Origin of the sequence: Pseudoalteromonas sp. CNC9-20 (assembly GCF_022347875.1) — a bacterium.
In the GTDB taxonomy this organism is placed as follows: domain Bacteria; phylum Pseudomonadota; class Gammaproteobacteria; order Enterobacterales; family Alteromonadaceae; genus Pseudoalteromonas; species Pseudoalteromonas ruthenica.
On record NZ_JAKRFS010000005.1, the window covers coordinates 70,007 to 93,278 of the forward strand.

The 23,272-nt window shown below is 48.8% G+C and carries 16 protein-coding genes; 11 read left to right on the plus strand and 5 right to left on the minus strand.

Translation table 11 applies throughout. From position 1 onward, the window contains the following. Position 1 precedes the first annotated feature (1 nt). From MHM89_RS12925 to MHM89_RS12940, 4 genes are all read left to right on the plus strand, one after another. Entirely contained in the window at positions 2-580 is a 579-nt protein-coding gene (locus tag MHM89_RS12925; RefSeq protein ID WP_045978509.1) for a YqaA family protein, read from the plus strand. A gap of 3 nt (positions 581-583) precedes the next feature. Further along, positions 584-1,432: a peptidoglycan DD-metalloendopeptidase family protein gene (locus MHM89_RS12930; RefSeq protein WP_022946467.1), complete on the plus strand. Its 849-nt coding sequence runs from the start codon at positions 584-586 to the stop codon at positions 1,430-1,432. Positions 1,433-1,499: 67 nt separating this feature from the next. After that, entirely contained in the window at positions 1,500-2,480 is a 981-nt protein-coding gene (gene rpoS, locus MHM89_RS12935) for an RNA polymerase sigma factor RpoS (RefSeq protein ID WP_022946468.1), read from the plus strand. A gap of 283 nt (positions 2,481-2,763) precedes the next feature. Beyond that, positions 2,764-5,313, plus strand: a complete 2,550-nt coding sequence (locus tag MHM89_RS12940) for an Ig-like domain-containing protein (RefSeq protein WP_239408992.1) — start codon at positions 2,764-2,766, stop codon at positions 5,311-5,313. Positions 5,314-5,359: 46 nt separating this feature from the next. On the opposite strand, the gene mutS is transcribed toward MHM89_RS12940, so the two are convergent. Then, on the minus strand, positions 5,360-7,939 hold the full coding sequence (gene mutS / locus MHM89_RS12945) for a DNA mismatch repair protein MutS (protein WP_239408993.1): 2,580 nt from the start codon (positions 7,937-7,939) through the stop codon (positions 5,360-5,362). A 24-nt stretch (positions 7,940-7,963) separates the two neighbouring features. Here mutS and MHM89_RS12950 point away from each other — a divergent pair, with 24 nt between their 5' ends. Then, the gene (locus MHM89_RS12950; protein WP_130148967.1) at positions 7,964-8,470 is read left to right on the plus strand and encodes a CinA family protein; all 507 of its coding nucleotides are present in this window, start codon (positions 7,964-7,966) and stop codon (positions 8,468-8,470) included. 72 nt (positions 8,471-8,542) lie between these two features. Beyond that, positions 8,543-9,592: a recombinase RecA gene (gene recA, locus MHM89_RS12955; protein ID WP_045978513.1), complete on the plus strand. Its 1,050-nt coding sequence runs from the start codon at positions 8,543-8,545 to the stop codon at positions 9,590-9,592. A gap of 180 nt (positions 9,593-9,772) precedes the next feature. On the opposite strand, the gene MHM89_RS12960 is transcribed toward recA, so the two are convergent. Then, positions 9,773-11,899, minus strand: coding sequence for a TonB-dependent siderophore receptor (locus tag MHM89_RS12960; RefSeq protein WP_239408994.1), 2,127 nt, complete (start codon positions 11,897-11,899; stop codon positions 9,773-9,775). Between the two features lie 163 nt (positions 11,900-12,062). Beyond that, a complete protein-coding gene (locus MHM89_RS12965; protein ID WP_239409094.1) occupies positions 12,063-13,193 on the minus strand; it encodes a DcaP family trimeric outer membrane transporter in 1,131 nt (376 codons plus the stop codon). A 278-nt stretch (positions 13,194-13,471) separates the two neighbouring features. Here MHM89_RS12965 and acs point away from each other — a divergent pair, with 278 nt between their 5' ends. The 3 genes from acs to MHM89_RS12980 all read left to right on the plus strand — a co-directional run bounded on the left by acs (position 13,472) and on the right by MHM89_RS12980 (position 16,583). Continuing rightward, a complete protein-coding gene (acs, locus tag MHM89_RS12970; RefSeq protein WP_239408995.1) occupies positions 13,472-15,412 on the plus strand; it encodes an acetate--CoA ligase in 1,941 nt (646 codons plus the stop codon). Between the two features lie 92 nt (positions 15,413-15,504). Further along, positions 15,505-16,161, plus strand: a complete 657-nt coding sequence (locus MHM89_RS12975; protein ID WP_151172338.1) for a response regulator transcription factor — start codon at positions 15,505-15,507, stop codon at positions 16,159-16,161. Between the two features lie 17 nt (positions 16,162-16,178). Continuing rightward, positions 16,179-16,583, plus strand: coding sequence for an ACT domain-containing protein (locus MHM89_RS12980; protein ID WP_022946948.1), 405 nt, complete (start codon positions 16,179-16,181; stop codon positions 16,581-16,583). Between the two features lie 3 nt (positions 16,584-16,586). Here MHM89_RS12980 and purU read toward each other — a convergent pair whose 3' ends face one another. Then, complete coding sequence (gene purU, locus MHM89_RS12985; RefSeq protein ID WP_022946947.1) at positions 16,587-17,420, minus strand: formyltetrahydrofolate deformylase; 834 nt, start codon at positions 17,418-17,420, stop codon at positions 16,587-16,589. A 39-nt stretch (positions 17,421-17,459) separates the two neighbouring features. Further along, entirely contained in the window at positions 17,460-20,888 is a 3,429-nt protein-coding gene (locus MHM89_RS12990) for a PAS domain-containing hybrid sensor histidine kinase/response regulator (RefSeq protein ID WP_239408996.1), read from the minus strand. A gap of 334 nt (positions 20,889-21,222) precedes the next feature. Between MHM89_RS12990 and MHM89_RS12995 the strand changes: the two genes are divergently transcribed. Continuing rightward, positions 21,223-21,486, plus strand: a complete 264-nt coding sequence (locus MHM89_RS12995) for a DUF4212 domain-containing protein (protein ID WP_022946945.1) — start codon at positions 21,223-21,225, stop codon at positions 21,484-21,486. 11 nt (positions 21,487-21,497) lie between these two features. Next, positions 21,498-23,222 carry a sodium:solute symporter family protein gene (locus MHM89_RS13000; protein WP_022946944.1) on the plus strand — a complete coding sequence of 575 codons (1,725 nt, stop codon included), beginning with the start codon at positions 21,498-21,500 and terminating at the stop codon, positions 23,220-23,222. The last annotated feature ends 50 nt before the right edge of the window (positions 23,223-23,272 follow it).

Below are 23,272 nucleotides of genomic sequence, written 5' to 3' on the forward strand. Positions count from 1 at the left end.
CTTGCAGTTATTTACCCCTTTGTACGATGCCGCCTTGCGTTGGGCCGCTCACCGACATGCTGAGCGCTACTTAGCAGGGATGAGCTTTGCCGAATCGGTATTTTTCCCCGTTCCCCCTGACGTTATGCTGGCACCGATGTGCTTAGCGAAAACTTCACAAGCTTGGCGTTTCGCTATTTTGACCACCTTAGCCTCTGTTATTGGCGGAGTATTAGGTTATCTTCTTGGTTTTTGGTTATTTGAACCCTTAGTTGAACCATTTATCCATTCTATGGGTTGGCAAGATAAATTTGCCCAAGCACTCGCTTGGTTTGAACATTATGGCGTGTGGGTGGTGTTTATAGCTGGCTTCTCGCCGATACCTTACAAGGTCTTTACCATAGGTGCCGGTTTATTGCAGATGGCCTTTTTACCTTTCTTGTTGGCATCGGCAGTAGGCCGAGGTGCACGCTTTTTTCTTGTCGCTGCATTGATGAAGTGGGGAGGGGCGCGTATGGAGCAGAAACTGCGACAATACGTGGAAGTGCTTGGTTGGCTTGTAGTTAGCTTGGCCATCGGTTTATATTTGGTTTACCGCTAAGCTATGCAAGGGCGCTTTATGCAAGTGAAATACACCAGTTTGATAGTACTGGTTTGCTTGTTATTGAGCGCTTGCTCGTCTCGAAATACACCCGCACCGGTTTCTGTCTTAGACACTGGTCGGGCCAAAGTGTCACGAAAAATTCATATCACCGGGGAGCACTATCGTGTGCAAAAAGGCGATACCCTCTACGCCATTGCTTTTAGTGCTAACAAAGATGTCCGGGAAATCGCGCAAATCAATGGTATTAAGCCGCCGTACACTATTTACCCAAAGCAGTTGATTTACATCGAGTCGCAATGGCTAAAAAAGAAAAAGCGAGAAAAATATCGTAACTCGAGTAAAAAGTCTACAAAATCAACACAAAAAAATAACAAAAAATTAAAGAAAGAGGTTGCGAAGCCGATACAACGGGAGTATGTTCGAAAACAACCTAGTAAAAAAACTGTTAGCAAAAAAGTACGTTCTGCTAACAAGTCAGCTCAAACTTTGAGCTGGCAATGGCCAGCACAGGGAAAGGTCACGCAGCGTTTCTCTAACAAAGAAAATGGCTATAAAGGGGTGCAGATAGCCAACCGAACAGGGACTTCTGTTCGCGCTGCCGCTGATGGTGTGGTCGTGTATGCGGGTGATGCGCTACGGGGATACGGTAATTTAATCATAGTGAAACATAACGATGATTATCTTAGTGCGTACGCACACAATTCGCGTTTACTAGTACAGGAAAAACAGGATGTCAAAGCTGGGCAAAAGATTGCCGAGATGGGCAGCTCTGAGTCCCCTGTTACCGCTCTTCGTTTTGAAATCCGGTATCGAGGCAAAGCAGTCAATCCGAGCAAGTACTTACCCTAGCTTTACAAGCACGAAACAGTAGTAAGGTGTTTGGGATTTTTACCGCGCTACACCGGAGGGTACTCTGATGGGTCACACTGCAAAACTTGAAACCACACAAGACAACGCCACTGATACAAATGTTATCGACGAACCAAAGGAAGAACTCCTAGAGCAAGTAGAGGAAAGTAATGCTGAGGAAGAGATCTTTGCCAAGGACGATAATGTTAAAAACCTCGATGCAACGCAACTTTACCTAAGTGAAATTGGCTTTTCGCCGCTGTTAAGCGCCGAGGAAGAAGTCTACTTTGCACGTAAAGCCCTACGCGGCTGCGAAGCATCAAGAAAACGCATGATTGAGAGCAACCTACGCCTGGTTGTGAAAATTGCCCGACGTTACAATAATCGTGGTTTAGCGCTACTCGATCTGATTGAGGAAGGTAATCTGGGGCTGATCCGCGCCGTGGAGAAGTTTGACCCAGAGCGCGGTTTTCGCTTTTCAACTTATGCAACATGGTGGATACGACAAACGATAGAGCGTGCGATAATGAACCAGACACGCACTATTCGCCTACCGATTCACGTGGTTAAAGAGCTTAATGTTTACTTGCGTACGGCCCGTGAACTGACGCAGCAACTGGATCATGAACCAACGGCAGAAGAAATTGCAGAGCGTTTAGACCGACCAGTAGAAGACGTGACTAAAATGTTGCGTTTAAACGAAAAGATTTCTTCCGTTGATACCCCGATTGGTGGTGACAACGATAAAGCATTACTGGACATTATTGCCGATGAGAAGGGCAGTGGTCCCGAAGGGGAAGTGCAAAGTAAAGATATCAACGATCATATCGTGCATTGGCTTGATGAGCTAAACCCTAAACAGCGGGAAGTTTTGGCTCGACGCTTTGGTTTATTAGGATACGAGCCATCCACCCTTGAGGACGTAGGCCGAGAAATTGGCCTCACCCGAGAGCGGGTAAGACAAATTCAAGTGGAGGCATTGCGCCGATTAAAAGATATGCTCCATCATGAAGGGCTTAACACCGAGAGTCTATTTGAACAAATGTAATGACTGATTACCCACAAGCCGCCTTTTAAAGGCGGCTTTTTATGCACTTAATTAGCAGGGCAACATACAAAAGGCCTCGCAGCCCAAGGGCTTTCCCAGATACTCCAACACTCATTGTTAACATACCCATTGGTGGTGAGATAAATTCAAGCTCACTGCAGTCCCTTCTGTTGATATTCGCCGATTGTTAATAATGATTTTATTCAACACATAAAATACACAATTGATTAACATGTTTGTTTTGGTTAGTCTGGACCTGATTAAAAAACAAACGAGGTGATTTATGAAATCCAATCGGCGATATATACCTGCTGTGGTGGCAGCACTCATGGCGGCGCCTAATATGACTTGGGCCCTAGACTGCAGCCCACTGACGGTATGGAATAGCGATGATGCCTATAACAGTGGTGCTCAAGTTGTATACCAAGAAAAAGCATATGAAGCGAACTGGTGGACGCAAAATCAAGACCCAGCCACTCACTCAGGAGACTGGCAGCAATGGCGTTTACTGGGTCAATGCGATGGTGCCAACCAAACGCCAATAGTCGAGCTTACTTCGCCTCTTAATAATAGTTCTTTTGGTGAAAATGACAGCGTTGTCTTGAAGGCGCAAGCAAGCGACAGTGATGGCAGTGTCAGCGCCGTTGAGTTTTTCATCAATGGAGTTTCACTGGGTGTCGATAGTGCTGCTCCATTTGAGCTAAATTGGCAAGCCTTGGCCGGAGAGCATACTCTGCTCGCTCAGGCGCGAGATGATCAGCAAGGCGAGGGCGTCAGCGCTGAAGTACAAATTTCGGTGCTTCCCGCTGACGGGAATGCTGCGCCGATAGTGACGTTAACTGCACCCACAGCGCAAACCCAAGCGCGTAGCGGTGAGCAAATGACCTTGAGCGCGAATGCCGATGACAGTGATGGTGTTGTTACGGCGGTAGATTTTTATGTTGATCAAGTACAAGTTGGCAGCGATAGCAGTGCGCCCTATTCTATACAATGGCAGGCCGAGTCGGGGCTTCATCAGTTTCAAGCCAAAGCCACCGATGATGTCGGTGCCCAGAGTATGAGTGCCAGTGTGCAAGTCAACGTCGATGCGGCCGCAGCTGGCATCTGTCAAGGCACGCCTAGTTATGTAGCAGGCACCAGTTATAGCCAAGGGGATACCGTCGAAAATGTGAATCACGCCTATCGCTGTGACGTCGCTGGTTGGTGCTCTTCAAGTTCGGCTTGGGCATATGAACCTGGAGTCGGCCAGCACTGGCAGGATGCTTGGACCGACCTTGGTATTTGCGCAATTGCTCCGGATATCACCATTACCTCGCCCAGTGCTAATGCCACATTATTACAAGGGCAAAGTACGGTGATTAGCGCCGATGTAAGCGACAGTGACGGCAGCGTCAGTGCGGTTGAGTTCTCTGTTGCAGGCAATGTGATCGCCACAGATACGAGCGCGCCTTACCAAGCGACATGGCAAGTGCAAGGGCTCGGTGAAACGGCGGTGACGGTTGCCGCGAGTGATAATGAAGGCAACCTTAGCGAGCAGTCGGTGCTGGTCACTGTCACTGATCAGCCCTTGGTGGTGAGCTTGAACTCTCCTGCCAGCGCAGAGCAGCTGCGCTTAGGTCAAAGCCTGACACTGGCTGCTGATGCAAGTTCAGCGCTCGGCAGTGTTACCGAGGTGAGCTTTGCTGTGAATGGACAAATCGTTGGCAGTGACAGCAGCGCCCCTTATACGCTGAATTATACCCCCGCGAGTTTAGGCCAGTATGCAGTGAGCGCCCTTGCCAATGACTCTCAAGGTAACAGCGCACAAAGCACGGCCGCGACAATTAATGTGATTGACACCCCAGCGGGGAAAAAACACAAGCTCATCGGTTATTGGCATAACTTCGTTAATCCGGCAGGCTGCCCTATTCCCTTGTCCGATATTTCCAGTGCTTGGGATATCATCGATATTGCCTTTGCCGAGAATGACCGCAATGCCACGGGTAAAGTTGTCTTTCACCCCTTTGAAGAGGACATTCGTTCCGATTGTCCGCCGATAGACCCGGTTAAATTTAAGCAAGACATAAAAGATTTACAAGCACAAGGAAAGGTCGTGGTATTGAGTCTTGGCGGCGCCGAAGGCACGATTACCCTAGAGACAGATAGTGACGAGGCGAACTTTGTCGCCAGTTTGACTAACATCATCAATGAATGGGGCTTTGATGGCCTAGATGTCGATTACGAGAGTGGTTCCAACCTAGTTCATGGCTCACAGATCCAAGCGCGGTTAGGGCGTGCCTTGAAGCAAATTGAGCAAAACATCGGGGGCGATATGTATCTTACAATGGCTCCGGAGCACCCTTATGTACATGGGGGCATGGTCGCTTACTCTGGCATTTGGGGGGCGTATATTCCGCTCATTGACGATGTGCGTGATACCCTGGATTTACTCCATGTGCAACTCTACAACAATGGTGGCCTACCTAACCCCTATGAGCCGGGCTCGGCACCTGAGGGGTCGGTCAATATGATGGTCGCGCATGCAAAAATGTTGATAGAAGGGTTTACCCTTGCTAATGGTCAGCAATTTGCGCCGCTGCGTGATGACCAAGTTGCTATCGGTCTGCCGTCTGGGCCGCAATCGGCTAATTCAGGGCAAGCACCCACGCAAAACATTATTGATGCGTTGGATTGCTTAACCAAGGGGCAAGCATGTGGCACCATTACACCCAGTAACCCGTATCCACACTTTGGTGGGGTAATGACCTGGTCGATAAACTGGGATAAGTACGATGGTTACAATTTCTCTGGTCCCATTGGCGATAAACTCACTCAAATGAACAATGGCCAATAACCCTGAGATATGAAAAAAGCCCGCTTAATTGCGGGCTTTATTGTTTCTATAGCAGCTCTTTTAACCGGTATAACAACTCATGAGCCTGACGTGGGCTCAGATCGTCGGGGTTAATATTACTGAGCTCATTCTCAACCTCACTGGGCTCGGGCTCCGCCAATAAATCCAGCTGCGCTTGTGTGCTCGAGGTGTTGGCGTTAATTGCTGGTTGTTGCTCTAATTGTTTGAGCTTGCGCTTAGCGCTGTTGATCACCGCCTTAGGCACGCCCGCTAATGCTGCTACCTGTAAGCCAAAACTCTTACTTGCAGGGCCTTCTAAGACTTTATGCATAAAGGCAATGGTATCGTTGTGTTCAATGGCATCTAAGTGCACGTTTACTAACCCTGATTCACGCTCGGCAAGCTCTGTAAGCTCAAAGTAATGGGTGGCAAATAAGGTTTTGGCATTAATTTTGTGAGCCAAGTAATCTGCCGTGGCATAGGCGAGCGACAAACCGTCATAGGTACTGGTACCGCGACCAATCTCATCCATTAACACCAGCGAGTGGGCTGTGGCATTGTTTAAAATGGTGGCTGTTTCGGTCATCTCAACCATAAAGGTTGAGCGGCCAGAGGCGAGATCATCGCTGGCACCGATACGGGTGAAAATACGATCGACCAAGCCGATTTTCGCCTGTGCCGCTGGCACAAAGCTGCCAATATGAGCCATTAACACAATCAGTGCCGTTTGGCGCATATAGGTTGATTTACCGCCCATATTCGGGCCGGTGATCATCAACATACGGCGCTGATTATTGAGCTCCACCGGGTTGGCGATAAAGGGGTCTGTCATCACCTGCTCAACCACAGGGTGGCGCCCTTCACTGATGGCGATGCCGTCGCCTTCGTGCAGCTCGGGTTTTGCGTAGTTAAGCGTTTGCGCGCGCTCTGCTAGGTTATTCAGAACGTCTAATTCACTTAATGCCGCCGCCAATTGTTGCAATGCATCCAGGTGCGGGGCAATGAGGGTGAATAGCTCATCATAGAGCTGCTTTTCCAGCGCCAGCGCTTTAGTTTGGCTACCTAGCACCTTATCTTCGTGCTCTTTGAGCTCGGGGATAATATAGCGCTCGTTATTTTTTAGGGTCTGACGGCGGATATAGTGGCTTGGCACTAAGTGAGAGTTGGCGCGGCTGATATCGATATAAAAGCCATGCACCTTGTTGTAGCCAATTTTCAAAGTACTAATACCGGTGCTCTCGCGCTCTCGCTCTTCCATGGCGGTGAGCACATCGGTGGCCCCTTGCGAGAGATTACGCCAATGGTCGAGCTCATCGTTGTAACCCTCAGCAATGACTCCACCATCGCGGATCAACACCGGTGGGTTATCAACAATGGCGCGTGTTAGTAACTGCAGTAGTTCATCATTGGGATGACTGGCGGTGGCAATTTGTTTTATCCGCTGGCACTGACTGGTCGCTAACATATTCTGTAACTCAGGCAGTTGCTCCAGCGCTGCGCGCAAGCGAGACAGATCGCGTGGGCGCGCATTGCCTAGCGCTAATCGGGCAACGATACGCTCAACATCGCCTACAGCACGCAGCAGTGGCTGCAACTCCATATGCCAGGCTTGGTCGATGATGGTGCTAATGGCATTAAGACGAAGGTTGAGCTCCTTGCGACAGCGAATAGGGTTGTGAATGCGACGTTTCAATAACCGCGAGCCCATGGGGGTTGCGGTTTTGTCGAGCACGGCCGCGAGGGTGTTTTCCAGACCGCCACCAAGATTTTGCGTCAACTCAAGATTTTTGCGGGTGGCGCTGTCGAGTACCACGGCCTGCGTATCTTGCTCGAGACTAATGCCCTTAATATGGGGCAGGGCGGTACGTTGCGTGTCTTTGACATACTGTAATAGGCAACCAGCGGCAGTCAGTGCTAACTTTGCTTCATGAACACCAAAGCCAATCAAGTCTTGGGTGCCAAATTGCTGACATAATGCGGTAACGGCAGTATCTAAATCGAATTCCCATTCCGGACGCCGACGAGTGCCTTTAATATGCTCTATAAGCGCCATATCAGCAAAGGTTTCTGGATAGAGCAGCTCGGCCGGGTTAAGGCGTTGCAAAGTGGATTTAAATGCGTCATTGTCAGCACATTCAACGACATTAAAGCGTCCGGAATTGATATCTAAATAGGCAACGCCAAAACGGCCTTGTGGGTTTTTATACACACTGACTAATAAGTTGTCTTGACGCTCTTTTAATAGCGCTTCGTCGGTGATGGTGCCCGGGGTGACAATACGCACGACTTTGCGCTCAACCGGGCCTTTGCTGGTTGCCGGATCGCCCACTTGTTCGCAAATGGCCACCGATTCACCGAGCTGTACTAGGCGAGCGAGGTAGTTTTCCACCGCATGGTAGGGGACACCAGCCATGGGAATAGGCTCGCCGCCGGCTTTGCCACGATAGGTCTGTGATATATCAAGCAGCTCGGCGGAGCGAATGGCATCATCAAAAAACAGCTCATAAAAATCGCCCATACGGTAAAACAGCAAAATATCGGGATGTTGCGCTTTTATTCGCAGGTATTGCTGCATCATCGGGGTTTGTTGTTTTATATTATCTTCACTGTAGAGATTTGCTGACATGCACGCACTCGAATAAGGATGGTTATGAATTTACAGCACCAGTCAACGAACAATACGAAAACCCTTGCTGCCCAGCTCGGCGCTATTCTAGCGGATAAGCAGATGATGATCACTACCGCTGAATCATGCACCGGGGGTGGCATTGCTTATGCCATTACCGATACCCCCGGCAGCTCGCGCTATTTTGCCGAAGCGATGGTGACTTATTCCAATGAAGCTAAGCACGAGCGCTTGGGCGTGAGCAAGCAAACATTGGCCGATTATGGCGCGGTAAGTGAACAAACCGTGCGTGAAATGGCTATTGGCGCAGCCCAAGCCGCAGAGGCTGATGTGGCGGTGGTCACGTCAGGCATTGCCGGTCCCGACGGCGGCAGTGATGATAAACCGGTAGGACTGGTGTGGTTTGCGGTGTTCTTTAATCAGCAGGTGAGCGTGCAACAGCAGGTATTCAGCGGCGATCGCGCGTACGTGCGTGAGCAAGCAATAGCTCATGCTCTGGCGATGACGGTAAAAATTATAGAATCTGCTTGATACTGTAATTCCATACAGTATACTAAGACACATTAAGCCAGCGTGTGGCACAGAACGATTTTGGAGAACAGCATGAACGATAACAAATCAAAAGCCTTAAGTGCAGCGGTTTCGCAAATTGAGCGTCAATTCGGTAAAGGCTCAATTATGAAGCTCGGTGATAGCCAGGCTTTGGATATTGAAGCCATTTCTACCGGCTCACTGGGAATCGATATCGCTCTAGGTATAGGTGGTTTGCCGACCGGGCGTGTTGTTGAAATTTATGGCCCAGAATCGTCAGGTAAAACAACCCTTACATTGCAAGTTATTGCTCAAGCTCAGCGCGATGGTAAAACCTGTGCTTTCGTCGATGCCGAGCATGCCCTAGACCCTGTCTACGCCGAAAAGCTGGGTGTTAACGTTGAAGAGCTACTGGTTTCGCAGCCGGATACTGGTGAGCAAGCGTTGGAAATTTGTGACATGCTAGTACGCTCAGGCGCGGTTGATGTGGTCATTGTTGACTCGGTAGCTGCACTGACACCAAAAGCTGAAATTGAAGGCGAAATGGGTGACAGCCACGTTGGCTTGCAAGCGCGTTTAATGTCACAGGCGCTGCGTAAGTTAACGGCAAACATCAAACGCTCAAACACCTTGTGTGTGTTTATCAACCAAATCCGTATGAAGATTGGTGTGATGTTTGGAAACCCTGAAACCACCACCGGTGGTAATGCCCTGAAGTTCTACTCGTCTGTACGTTTAGACATTCGCCGTATAGGTTCAGTGAAAGACGGTGATGAAGTGATCGGCAACGAGACCCGCGTCAAAGTAGTGAAAAACAAAGTGGCGCCGCCATTTAAGCAAGCCGAGTTTATCATCATGTATGGTGAAGGTATCTCCAAAGAGGGTGAGCTGATTGATTTAGGTGTGAAGCACAAGCTCATTGAAAAGTCTGGTGCTTGGTATAGCTACAACGGCTCTAAAGTCGGCCAAGGTAAATCTAACTCTATTAAGTTCTTAAAAGAGAATGTTGAGATTGCCAATGAGATTGAAGGTAAGCTACGGGAAATGTTGCTGCTTAAAGCAACCATTAAACCTGAAGACGGTGAAACCAACCCGCTAGCTGCCGAAGCGCAGAGCGAGTAAGACAGCAAAGTACTGAATAAGAGTAAGCGAAACCAGCCTAAGGGCTGGTTTTTTTATGGCTGGAGTTTCATCGCTAGCACACCTGCCATAATTTTTAGCCAGGCTTTAAGACTAATAACCAGGCATAAAAAAACGCCAAACACAGAGTTTGGCGTTCTACTGTTTAACTAAGACAGGGAATTAAAGCTGCCAGTTAATAGAGAAGGCATAGTGACGCGGTGCACCGTAGTAGCCCTGGGCCCAGTAAAGGCTGTGCAGGTACTTTTCATCGGTCACGTTGTTAATATTAAAGGTGGCACTGATGCGCTCAGTCACTTGGTAAGTGGCCACTAAATCAAGTAGGCCATACGCACCTTGTGTCGTCACTGTAGGAATAGTGCCATTGCTTTGCACTCGTGACGTTTTGGCTTGCCAGCGATAATTGGCACCAAAGCTTAAACCCTCAATTACAGGGACCTGATAATTCAGCGCCACTTTAACTTGGTCTTTTGGGGTGTAATCACGAACTAGCTTACCTTCATTGGCGTCATCACCGGCTTCAATATCTACATGGCTATAGCTGAAGCTAGCACTTAAGTCATCAGTGAGACGACCACTGAGTTCAAGCTCGTAGCCATCGCTATTGATCCCTTCAGCAGCGTAGTAAACCGTGTTGTCAGGAGTTGAAAGAGCGGTATCAGGCAAGGCAATACCGTCTTGCAAAGCATCGAAAATAGCAAAAGTGGCAAACAACTGACCATCTAGCAACTGTGCTTTAATCCCCAGCTCTTTACTCTCACCGGTGATTGGGTCTAAAGCCATGCCGGTTTGATCTTGCTCTGATTGTGGCGCAAAGGTTTCAGTGTAGCTGGCATACACGGTGTAATTCTCTGCAAAGTCGTAGACAGCACCAATATAAGGAATAAACTCTTCTGAGCTGTTCACTTTGGAATTACCGTAAGATAGGCCCTCAGAATCCCACTCGGTATAACGACCGCCAGCAAGAATGGCTAGAGGCTCAGTGATTTTGAAGCGTGCCGACGCATAAGCAGATTTTTGGTCAGCCTCGACCTTAGAGCCGTTGTAAGCATCCTCGAGTGTTGGAATAGGTGCGTTACCTTCAAAGTCCTCCAGTGGTGGCATCGCCGGGAAGCCATTGCCTGTGGTGTAGTCGTAAAGTGAACTATCTTGGTAGTTCATATCGGCGCTACTGACACCAAACACTAAGTTATGAGTTTGTCCAAACAGTGAGAAATCACCTGTGGCGTATAGATCATAAAGGTTTTGCTGATCTTTATAGTCGTATTCACTGGCGTAGCCGGTTAATCCCAGCCCGGTTTCAGCACTTGGGGTGCCGTAGACATAAAACAACTCGGAGTCTTGATCATTGGTCATGTGCGCGTAGCGAGCGCGTATAAACCAAGAGGTGCCCAAACTTTGCTCAAGTTCAACAAAAATATGTTCGTTATCGTTATTCCAATAAGACCAATCAGCGGCCGTGCTTGTGGATACGTCGAAGTCAGTCGCCGTGCCATCATCATAAAACAGTGGCAAGGCTCCCCAAAGAGGGCTATCGGCATCTTTTGACTGACGAATATAATTCACTGATACCTTAGTGCTGTCAGTGAGCTGACCTTCATAGGCGATATAACCCAAGGTTAAATCTGTGGCGTAGCGGTCCAAGTATGAATCTGAGCGCTGCTTAGTGACCACTGCGCGCATTGCGTGGTTATCAGTTAAGGCGCCAGAAACATCCACCTCTAAACGGTTTTTATTCCACGAGCCAACAGATGCAGAGGCACTGGCTTGAGTCGTATAGGTAGGCTTTTTCAGTACCATGTTAACGGTCGCTGCAGGAGTACCCGCGCCAGTCATAATACCGTTGGCACCACGGACAATCTCAATGCGATCGTAAATAGAGGTATCAAGGGTACCATGCACATCACCACCATCTTGAGGGATACCTAAACCATCAACTTGGAAGTTAGTGATATCAAAACCACGGGCTTTAAAGTAAGTACGGTCTGTTTCGATTTGCTCAACAGTGACACCCGGCGTTGACTCTAATACAGCGTTAATATCGTCCAGTGAAAAGTCATCCATTAATGCACGAGACACCACAGAGATAGACTGGGGCGTTTCTTTAATGGTGATGCCGAGTTTAGAAGCCGAGTCCGCTTGTTCGGTGATATAGTTTTTATGGTGCTGACCATACACGGAAACACGTTCAATATCTTTGTCTTTTGCTTGCTCAGCAAAAGCTGAAGTACTCAGGGCAACGGCGCAAAGCGTTGCTATTTTACTTAAAGTGAAGCTTTTCTTAGACATAATCTTTTAGCACAGAGAGTTAAAAATCGTGCATAGACTAATCTAAGTGAGAATGATTTGCAAACACACTTTTGTTGCGAAAAATAAAAAGCCGCTCTCAATAAGCGGCCAAAAGTCATCCTATGTCTGCAGAGCAAGGCTCTCGTTTAAAGTTTAAGCCCTACTAAAACGCATATTTTGCAGAAAACTGTAAGCGGTCTAAGTCACCATCGGCGCCGCTTTCGGTTTCTCGCTCTGCGTGTTTAAACTCAACTCCGAAGGTGAGTTTCTTAACCGGCGAGTACAGTAAGTTGGCACTGTAACTGACGCTGCTTTCAGTAGGGTCGCCACTGAAGGCGAGTAAATCGGTATTGTTATCAGCACTGAAGAACGAATAAAGGAAAGTCGATCTGAAGTGATTATTCCAATGGTGTTGATAGCCAATAAACCCTGAGGTTGAGTCAATGGCATCGAGTTCATCACCATCGAATACCGCTCCATGGGCGACGTTAAGGCCGACATAACGACCCAATCCTTTGCCTTGAGTCAGCATAAACTTAAGGTTGTCAGAGCCGAGATTCACGCGCCCTGAAACACTTACCCCAAATGAGGTTTCGTCTTCATCAAAGCCGTTTTGCTTGTATGTTAGCTGACGCGCCAACGCAGTAACAGCAATATGGCCCCAGTCCGCTTTGTGATTATAGCGGGCAGTGAAATCAGGCATGCTGGCATCGTCGGTTTCTACTCGAGCACCATTGACGGTGATAGAGCTTTCTGGGTTTTCGGCCGAAAATGCCCAATTACCCACGCTATAACGGACTTGTGCCTGACGGGCGAACACCGTACCCTCCGCTGGGCCAACGAAATCAAGTGTTTCTGGTAGCGCGCTGACGTTTTGAAAGTTAGACCACGCTTGGCCGATTAGCCAGCCATCATAGCTGATGTAGGCCTGGCGGATGCGCGGTGAGTAGGAGTTGGTGACGCGCTCATTACCACCAATGGAGGCGATAAAGTCGAGCTCGATTTTAGTTTTTACTGTTTTTCCGTTACTCACTTTGGTACTGGTACCAAAATTGAAACGAGATTGGCGGGCATGCATATCAAATACTGCATCGGTATCTGCGTCTGGCCCGACGGGGGTGGTACTGGGAACATAAAAGTCACGGCCAATACTGTCGCCAGAAATGGTGCCAGCGGAGTAATCACTCCACATGGCATCAACTTTGACGTAGCCGCCATAGCTAATATCGGTGTCGCCAATCGTGGCCGCGTGAGCGCTACCCACTACCGAGCCAAGCGCAGCGCACACCGCCATAAATGTTTTTGTTAGTCGTTTTTGTGTTGTCATAATGAAGTTGTCCTGTTGCAAGCTAGCTATGAAAACATGGTCGTTGCCATGATTTTGAGCAATTACCTATTGGTCTTACGACTAAGGTATAGCCGAACTCTGAGTATGTGGTTAGTTAACTTGCTGAGTGTAGGCAGGTTTGTGGCCAATTTGTGGGATTTCATACTAAGGTCTAATACTGAAACATTCAGCCCTGAGTAATGCTGTGGGCAAGCCTACAGGCAACAAAAGATATGGAGACGGTTATGTCACAGAGCATTTATCCGGTTTTTGATAACATCAAAAACAACGCACTAGTCGATAACGAAAAATACAAAGCACTATATCAGCAGTCCATAGATGACCCCGAGGGCTTCTGGGCCGAACATGGTAAGCGTTTGCACTGGTATACCCCCTATACAAAGGTAAAAAATACCTCTTTTGATAAAGGCCATATCAGCATTAAGTGGTTCGAAGACGGGCAACTCAATGCATCATATAATTGTATTGATCGTCATTTAGAACACAAAGCCAATAAGACCGCATTGATTTGGGAAGGAGATGACCCGAGCCAAAGCGAGCATATTAGCTACCAGCACTTGCATGATGAGGTGTGTAAACTGGCTAATGGCCTGCGCAAACTAGGCGTTAGTAAGGGCGATCGTGTGGCTATTTATATGCCGATGACGCCGCAGGCTGTCTACGCGATGCAAGCATGCGCGCGTATTGGTGCCGTGCACTCGGTGGTGTTCGGTGGTTTTTCGCCTTCTGCAATCGCCGATCGTATCAACGACAGCGGCGCTAAAGTGGTGATCACCTCAGATGAAGGTCGCCGTGGCGGTGGCACCGTGCCATTGAAAGCCAATGTCGATGAGGCTGTGAGCCAAGAGTCAGTGACTACGGTCGAGCATGTTATTGTGCATCAACTTACCGGGGGTGACGTGCAGTGGCACAGTCACGACCTGTGGTGGCACGATTTAGTCGCCGATCAGCCTAGCCACTGCGAGCCAGAGGTGATGGACGCTGAAGATCCTTTATTTATTCTTTATACCTCGGGCTCCACGGGTCAGCCTAAAGGGGTCGTGCACTCAACTGGCGGTTATTTGGTGTATACCTCTATGACCCATGAATATGTATTCGATGTGCATGATGACGATGTCTACTGGTGTAGTGCTGATGTCGGCTGGATTACTGGTCACAGCTATATCGCTTATGGGCCTTTGGTTAATGGCTGTACACAAGTAATATTTGAAGGTGTGCCGACCTACCCAAGTGCAGGGCGCATGGGGGAAGTAGTCGATAAGCATCAAGTGACGATTCTGTACACTGCGCCTACAGCCATTCGCGCGCTGATGGCAAAAGGCGATGAACCCACCGCCAGTTCAACACGCTCATCATTGCGGGTATTGGGTTCGGTGGGCGAGCCCATTAACCCAGAGGCCTGGGCATGGTATTACGAAAATATTGGTAATAGCCAATGTCCTATTGTGGATACTTGGTGGCAAACCGAAACTGGCGGCATCATGATCACGCCGCTGCCGGGTGCAACCGATATGAAGCCTGGCTCAGCGACACGACCTTTCTTTGGTATTGCCCCAGCACTTTACGATGCCGAGGGAAATAACCTTGAGGGTGCGGTTGACGGTAACCTTGTTATTCTCGATAGCTGGCCGTCGCAAGCACGCACGGTGTACGGCGATCATGAGCGTTTTGAGCAAACCTACTTCTCAGCCTATCCTGGGGTGTACTTCACCGGTGATGGTTGTCGTCGTGATGAAGATGGCTATTATTGGATCACCGGCCGCGTAGATGATGTACTTAATGTGTCAGGTCACCGCTTAGGTACCGCAGAAATTGAAAGTGCCTTGGTGGCGCACGAGGCTGTCGCCGAGGCTGCCGTGGTTGGTTATCCACATGACATTAAAGGGCAGGGGATTTACGTTTACATTACCCCAAATGATGGCGTGCAGGTTAGCGATGAATTGACTAAGGAAGTGCGGAACTGGGTGCGTAAAGAGCTTAGCCCCATTGCCTCTCCGGATATGATTCAATGGTCGCCGGGACTACCTAAAACCCGCTCAGGTAAAATTATGCGTCGTATTTTGCGTAAAATTGCTGCCAATGAGCACCAGCAATTAGGCGATACCTCGACGCTGGCGGATCCTGGCGTGGTGGACGATCTCATTGAAAACCGTCTAAATCGTTAATTAGGCGTTAAGAACTTGATTAACGAACGATTCTAAACGTAGACTATCGGCTGTCATCAAGCGATGACGGCCGATTTTTTTAGGAGCACAGCATGAGTCAGTTTTTAATCGCGGACGATCACCCATTATTTCGTGAAGCATTAAAAGGGGCACTGACAAAGCAGTTTACCCCCCTAGAAGTATTTGAATCTGATACCTTCGACAGTACCTTGGCGGTACTCGATGAGCAGCCAGAGCTAGACATTTTATTGCTGGATTTGCATATGCCCGGTAATGGCGATTTGTATGGCTTAATTCGCATCCGTGAAGATTATCCTGACCTTCCTATCGCTGTGGTTTCTGGCAGTGAAGATTTACACATAGTATCAAAAGTGATGGGCTACGGTGCCATGGGCTTTATTCCCAAATCATCTTCGGCACAGCAAATTGCTGATGCTATATCGCACATGTTGGAGGGCGATACGTGGCTGCCTGAAGAGATCAAAGACAAGGTCGAGGCGATCAGCGGTGAGGATAAAGAACTGGCGGCTCAGGTCGCTTCATTGACACCGCAACAGTATAGAGTGTTAAGCTACTTGCACGAAGGTTTGTTGAATAAACAAATTGCTTATGAGTTGAATATTTCTGAGGCGACAGTGAAAGCGCACATTACGGCGATTTTCCGCAAGCTCGGTGTCTATAATCGTACCCAAGCGGTGTTAATTGCCTCAAAGCTACAGTTGGAGCCTCTTGAAAATCAAAGCGAATAATCGCCACTGGAGGAACTATGAGCGCAATTACGGATCTGCATACGTTGTTAGCTAATCTTGAGCCACAATTACAGCCCCAAGAGTATGTTTTTTGCTGTGTACCGGGGTTGTTATCTGATTATACTCAGCTTAATCCCCTTGCTGCGTTTAGTGAAAAAGAGGGTATGACACTGGTACTTGAAGCCAATGCGGCGCAACAAGCCGGTTTTGATAGTGCCACCACCTACCGGCAAATCACCCTAAATGTTCATTCTGCTTTAGACGCAGTGGGCCTCAGTGCTGCCGTTGCGGACACCTTAGCCGCAGCGGATATCAGTGCCAACATTATCGCTGCGTTTTATCATGATCACGTGTTTGTCCCCAGTAACAAGGCCGAGCAGGCGTTATCGGCACTGCAAGCGCTGAGCGCCGATAACCAGTAAAGCTTAGTCAAATACCACCGTTCGGTTACCATTTATGAAGAGCTTGTGCTCGGCTGCAAGCTCAAGTGCCTTACAAAATACCTGCTTCTCTACGTCGCGGCCTTTTTTAGCCATACTCAAGGCGCTGTCAGCGTGAGTCACCGGAGTGACCTGTTGCATAATAATGGGGCCTTCATCAAGTTCATCAGTAACAAAGTGGGCTGTGGCGCCAATGATTTTAACGCCACGCTCAAACGCTTGATGGTATGGCTTAGCGCCAATGAAAGCAGGCAAGAAAGAGTGGTGAATATTGATTATTCGGCCACTAAAACGGGCGACAAATTCGGGGCTAAGAATACGCATGTATTTGGCAAGGCCAATCATATCCGGGGCATACTCGGCGATTTTATCGCCAACTAAAGCATCATGCTCGTCACGGCTTAGGCCTTCATGGCTAATACAGTGAAAAGGCACATTGAACCCAGCGGCTAAAGGCGCGAGGTCGGGGTAGTTGGCAATCACTGCCTGCACTTCAATATTTAATGCCTGCTCGAAGCACTTAAGCAATACTCCACCAAGGCAGTGCGCTTCTTTGGTGGCCAGCAGCACTACCTTGGTTGCTTCACCGCCATGCAGGGAAAGCGTAGAACCACTGGGCAGCGATGCCTGCAATTCGGCTAGTAAATCAAGGTTATCAAAGTTTCCGTCCAGCTCTGTGCGCATAAAGAAACGCCCATGCTGCTTATCAACAAATTCGTTGTTGCGGGTAATATTCAGGTTATGCTCGAAACACAGCCCGGTAATTTTCGCGATTAACCCCTCTTCGTCGGGGCATTGCGCCAATAGTACTTTTTTCATTCCTCATTCCTAATGTGTGAACACATTAGGCATTATGCCCTAAAGAGAATGATTTAACAGTGCCTTTAACTTTGCGGGTTTTACTGGCTTAGAAAGATAGTGAACACCCGCTTCTTTCGCTTTTTGTTTTACTTCGTCATCGCGTACTGCGGTAATTAAAATAGCCGGTATGGGGCCACGCAGGGCGCGTATTTTTTCGATAAGACTTAAGCCGTCTTCATCATGACCAAGTTGATAGTCCATTAGAATCACATCGATAGCCCCCCCGTTTTGCACCCATTCGAGTGCTTGCTCGCCACTGGAGCAACCTTGGCTGTTGGCACCCCACTTATTTAGTAAGTGGGTCATGGCGGTGATGTTTTCAGCTTCGTCATCAACGACCAGTACATCATAATGAGCTTGTGCGCGGGCACCGGTGTGTTGCTCTGTAGGGCTGCTGATCCGCTGCGCGTTGCCATAAGGAACTTCCACCTTAAAGCAGCTCCCTTGGCCTAACGAGGAGCGCATTGTCAGCCGGTGTGAGAGCAGCTCTACCATGCGCTTGACAACGCCGAGGCCGAGGCCCACGCCTTTATTATCGCCAGATTCAACGCGATAAAAGTCGTCGAATATCTTTTGTTGTTCACGCTCGCCGATGCCCAGTCCGGTATCCCATACCTCAATACTTAAATGGTGTTTACGGCGACGACAAGCAATAAGCACCTTGCCGCGCTCGGTATATTTAACGGCATTAGAAAGTAGGTTTTGTAGAATTCGGCGTAAATAAGTGATGTCGCTATGAACCACATCATTGCGCGAGCGCAAGGTAATTTCGAGGCCCTTATCGGCGCATAAAATGGCGTATTCATTGACCAGCGGCGCTAATATATCATCGATATGAAAATGCTTGGGACTGGGGGTCATCGCGCCTTGGTCGAGTTTGGCAATATCGAGCAGGGCTGACATCAAATGTACGGTGCTATCGAGGCTATCGCCGAGTTTATCCAAGCTGCTGGCGTTATGCGGGGTTAATGTTTGCTCATCAATTGCCGCAAGGTAGAGGCGCGCCGCATTCAACGGCTGCAAAATGTCATGGCTGGCTAGAGCGAGAAAGCGGGTTTTACTGTCATTGGCGCGCTCAGCTTCTTGTTTGGCTGCTTTTAGGGCTTGCTCGGTTTGCTCCCTGCTGGCCATTTGTGTTTTCAGATCTTGGTTGATTGCGCGGATCTCTTGCGTGCGCGCTTCAATGCGATTCTCCAAGTCCATGTTCACTTCTTCCAGCGCGTTTTGTGTCGCCATGTGTGCGGTAATATCTGAAAAACTGGTCACAAAACCACCGTCTGGCAGTGGGTTTCCTATCATTTCATACACCTGACCGCTGCGCCGATGGCGAATGAAGTGATGTGAGCTGCCATTACGCAGGTGGCGGACGCGCTTTTCCACATGATGCTCAATTTCCCCCGGGCCGCACTCGCCACGTTGCGCATTGTAGCGAATCACTTCTTCAATCGGTTGGCCCTGTTGTAAGAAACCTTCGGGATAGTTAAACATTTCGGCATAACGCTTGTTCCACGCGACTAAATTTAAGTCTTTATCGACCACTGAGATGCCATGACTGAGGTTCTCTAAAGAGGTAAAGAGTAAGTTTTGGTTAAACCGCAACGCCTGGGTGGTTTCATCAAAGAAGTTGACCACCTCCTCAAAGGCTAATTGCTTACCGCTGGCCACAGTTTGTATCAATGCTTGCGCCGATGATGCCCCCAGTACCCCGGTAAGAGCGCGCTCACAATAAGCGATAAATTCGTTAGAGGGTTGGGCATTATTGTCATTGAGCTCGTCGTTGGCTTGATAGTGGCTTAATACTTGGCTACTGCGCTGGGCGCCTAAAAAGGTTTGTAGCAGCACCTTAAAGTCATAGACCGTGGCATTAACGTGTTTGTTTAGCCGCTTGGCGAAGTTAAGCTGCTCTTTGGGGTTCACAAAAGCGGCGGCCTGAATACGGTCTATCAATCGCTCCTGAGCTCCAAGAGAGAAGCTGATATAACAACAAATGTTAGCGAATAACGCTATCAACGTTCCTTGAGTAATCAATTCTTGCTGCGCGGTGCTATCTAACACTGTGGGAGTGTTCATAATGGGCAGCATTAAAAACAGCATCCAGCAGATCACCCCGGCAGTCAGCCCGGCATACACGCCATATGCATGTCCTCGGCGCCAGTATAAGCCGCCAACAATAGCCGGAAGCAACTGAGTTACCAACGAAAAAGCAACCAACCCCATAGACGCTAACGTTTCGCCGTGACCAAATACTTGTTGGTACAGGTAGGAAAGCAGCAGGATGGCGGCAATAGTAAAGCGCCTGACTAACAAGATGCGGGCACGATAACTGCGGCTAATCTGGTTGCGGCGAAACTTACGCTTGAGTATCAGTGGCAGCACCACATCGTTAGACACCATGGTGCTTAGGGTCAGTGTCGCCACTACAATCATCGCGGTCGCGGCCGATAGTCCACCGATAAACACGAAGGTAGTGAGTAACCAGTGTCCAGTACTTAACGGAAAGGCGAGAACAAAGCTATCAGCACTGTGCCCGTGGCCGATTTGCGGCATGATGGCGGCGCTAGCAATGGGTAGGATCATAGCGCCAATAAGCAAAAGGTATAGCGGAAAAGCCCAGCGTGCGGTCTTTAAATGACGGATATCCTGATTATCAACCACGGTGACGTGGAACTGACGTGGCAAGCAAATGATTGCAGCGGCGGCCATCAAGGTTTGACCGATAAAGCCAAAGCTGAGCATATCGGAGCTTTGCCAATGCTGCCAGATTGCGTCGAGGGAGACAGAACCGGGCAACGAATAAAGGGTATACACCGCAAGGCCTGCAACGAAAATGAGTGCCAGCAACTTTATCAAGGATTCAAACGCCACCGCGAGCATCAGTCCCGAGCGGTACTCGGTGACATCGACCTTGCGGGTACCAAAGAAAATGGCAAAAACGGCCATGATTAGCGCACCACTAAGCGCCAGTATAGTGCCGGATACCTGAGCCCCGCCGGGGAGTAACAAAAAGCTGCTGGAAAGTGCTTTGAGTTGCAACGCAATGTAAGGAATGGTGGCCATCAGCGCGATAAACGTGACTAAAATAGCGCTCAGTTGGCGCTTGCCATAGCGCGCAGAGATAAAATCGGCAATGGTGGTGATATTTTGTTTTTTACTGACCAATACCAGTTTGCGTAAAAAGCCCTGACAGAAAATAAACAATAACGCCGGGCCCAGCAAAATAGGCAGGTAGCTCCAACCGCTGCTTGCCGCTGTGCCCACTGAGCCATAATAAGTCCACGAGGTGCAATAAATCCCCAAAGACAGTGCGTACACAAAGGGGTGGTGACTAATGTATTTGGCCCAAGGCGTGGTTTTGTCGCCCCAATTTGCCAGCCAAAACAGCAAGGAGATGTACACCAAGGATACGAAGATAAGAGCGAGGGTCATAAGCCGCAGCGTTATTGTTATTAGTAGCAAATACCATAGCAAACCCACAGCCTATTTAGCAGTGATTTTTAAGTGCTCAGCGCATGCGACTTAAGGTTATTAGACTAATGTATTAAGCCTTTGTTCACCTTCGAGAAACGTCCTGAGTTTATCTATATCAAATTCTAACCCTATGAAAATTATAACTTTATTTTAAATCGTGTTCTCGGTGTTATTGACGTTAAGTTTTTGTTACGACTAAGGTCTGAATTTCCTCTGGCGCTGGCGTTGCTAGATTCAAAAGTGATGATAACAACCAGTCATACTTTTAGTGTGACGTGAAGGGGATACAAAAATGGCTTTTAAAGATGCAGATCACGCTAAAGCCTATTGGAACGAAAACCTCAGTCTAGTGTTTAAATTGCTAGTGGTGTGGTTCGTGGTTTCATTTGGCTGTGGCATTTTGCTAGTCGACGTACTCAATGAGGTGCGTTTCTTCGGGTTTAAACTGGGTTTTTGGTTCTCGCAACAGGGCGCCATTTATACCTTTGTGGTTCTTATTTTTGTCTACGCACACAAAATGAATGCGTTAGATAAAAAATACGGCGTAGACGAATAAGGAGCGCAGTGATGGATGTTCAAACGTTAACTTTTTTAATTGTTGGCCTTAGCTTTGCCATGTACATCGGTATTGCTATTTGGGCTCGAGCGGGCTCAACCAACGACTTCTATGTAGCTGGGGGCGGCGTACCACCTTTGGCAAACGGAATGGCAACCGCTGCAGATTGGATGAGTGCTGCGTCGTTTATCTCTATGGCGGGGATTATTTCTTTCGCCGGCTATGATGGTGGCGTGTATCTAATGGGCTGGACCGGCGGTTATGTGTTACTTGCGCTGTGCCTTGCGCCTTATCTTCGTAAGTTCGGTAAGTTTACCGTGCCGGACTTTATTGGCGATCGCTATTACTCACAAGCGGCGCGTATGGTGGCCATCTTCTGCGCTATCTTCATCTGCTTTACTTATATCGCAGGGCAAATGCGTGGTGTGGGCGTAGTGTTCTCACGTTTCCTTGAAGTAGACATTGAAACCGGCGTCTACATTGGTATGGTAATTGTGTTCTTCTATGCTGTATTGGGCGGTATGAAAGGCATCACTTACACCCAAGTAGCGCAGTACTGTGTACTTGTTTTTGCTTATTTGGTTCCGGCAATCTTTATCTCACTGATGATGACTGGTCACTTGCTGCCACAGACTGGCTTTGGGGCGACACTGAGTGATGGCTCGGGAGCTTATATGCTCGATAAACTCGATGGCCTCAGTACCGAGCTCGGGTTTGCGCAATACACCGAAGGCTCCAAGAGCATGATTGATGTGTTCGCTATTACTGGCGCCTTAATGGTTGGTACTGCGGGCTTGCCTCATGTAATTGTTCGCTTCTTCACTGTACCTCGAGTGCGTGACACCCGCATCTCTGCGGCTTGGACTTTAGTGTTCATTGCCATCGTGTATACCACAGCACCGGCAGTTGCGTCTTTTGCGCGTGTTAATATGATTGACACTATCAATGGCAAAGATGGCAGCGGAACGCTCTACAGCGAAGCCCCAACGTGGATTAAAAACTGGGAAAAAACCGGCTTAATCACGTTCAATGACAAAAATGATGACGGCCGCATGTACTACTCAGCAGGGGATGTTAACGACCCAAGCAGTGCCAATGAGGTGAGTGTAGACCGCGACATTATGGTACTTGCTAACCCCGAGATCGCCGATTTACCGGCCTGGGTTATCGCCTTGGTTGCAGCCGGTGGTATTGCTGCGGCATTGTCGACCACTGCGGGTCTATTATTGGTGATTTCAACCTCGGTGTCCCATGACTTGTTGAAGCGTACCTTGAAGCCAAATATCAGCGACAAGCAAGAGCTTTTGGCAGCGCGATTAGCGGCAATGGTGGCCATAGGCATCTCCGCTTACTTTGGCATCAATCCGCCCGGGTTCGTGGCATCGGTGGTGGCCTTCGCCTTCGGCTTGGCAGCGGCTAGCTTCTTCCCTGCGATTATCATGGGTATCTTCTCTAAGCGTATGAACAAAGAAGGGGCGATTGCCGGTATGGTAACGGGCATCGGCTTTACCGCTGCGTACATCATCTACTTCAAGTTTATCAGCCCCGACCTAAATAGCGCCGAGCATTGGTTGTTCGGTATCTCCCCTGAGGGCATTGGTTTGCTCGGTATGGTAGTGAACTTTGTGGTTGCCGTTGTGGTTCAGCGTATGACTGCTGAGACACCTGAAGAGATTCGCGAGATGGTCGAGGGGATCCGTAACCCGAAAGGATCAGGTACCGCTCACGCGCACTAATGTGTGAAGCACACAAACAAGCCCGGCCTTAGACCAAGGTCGGGCTTTTT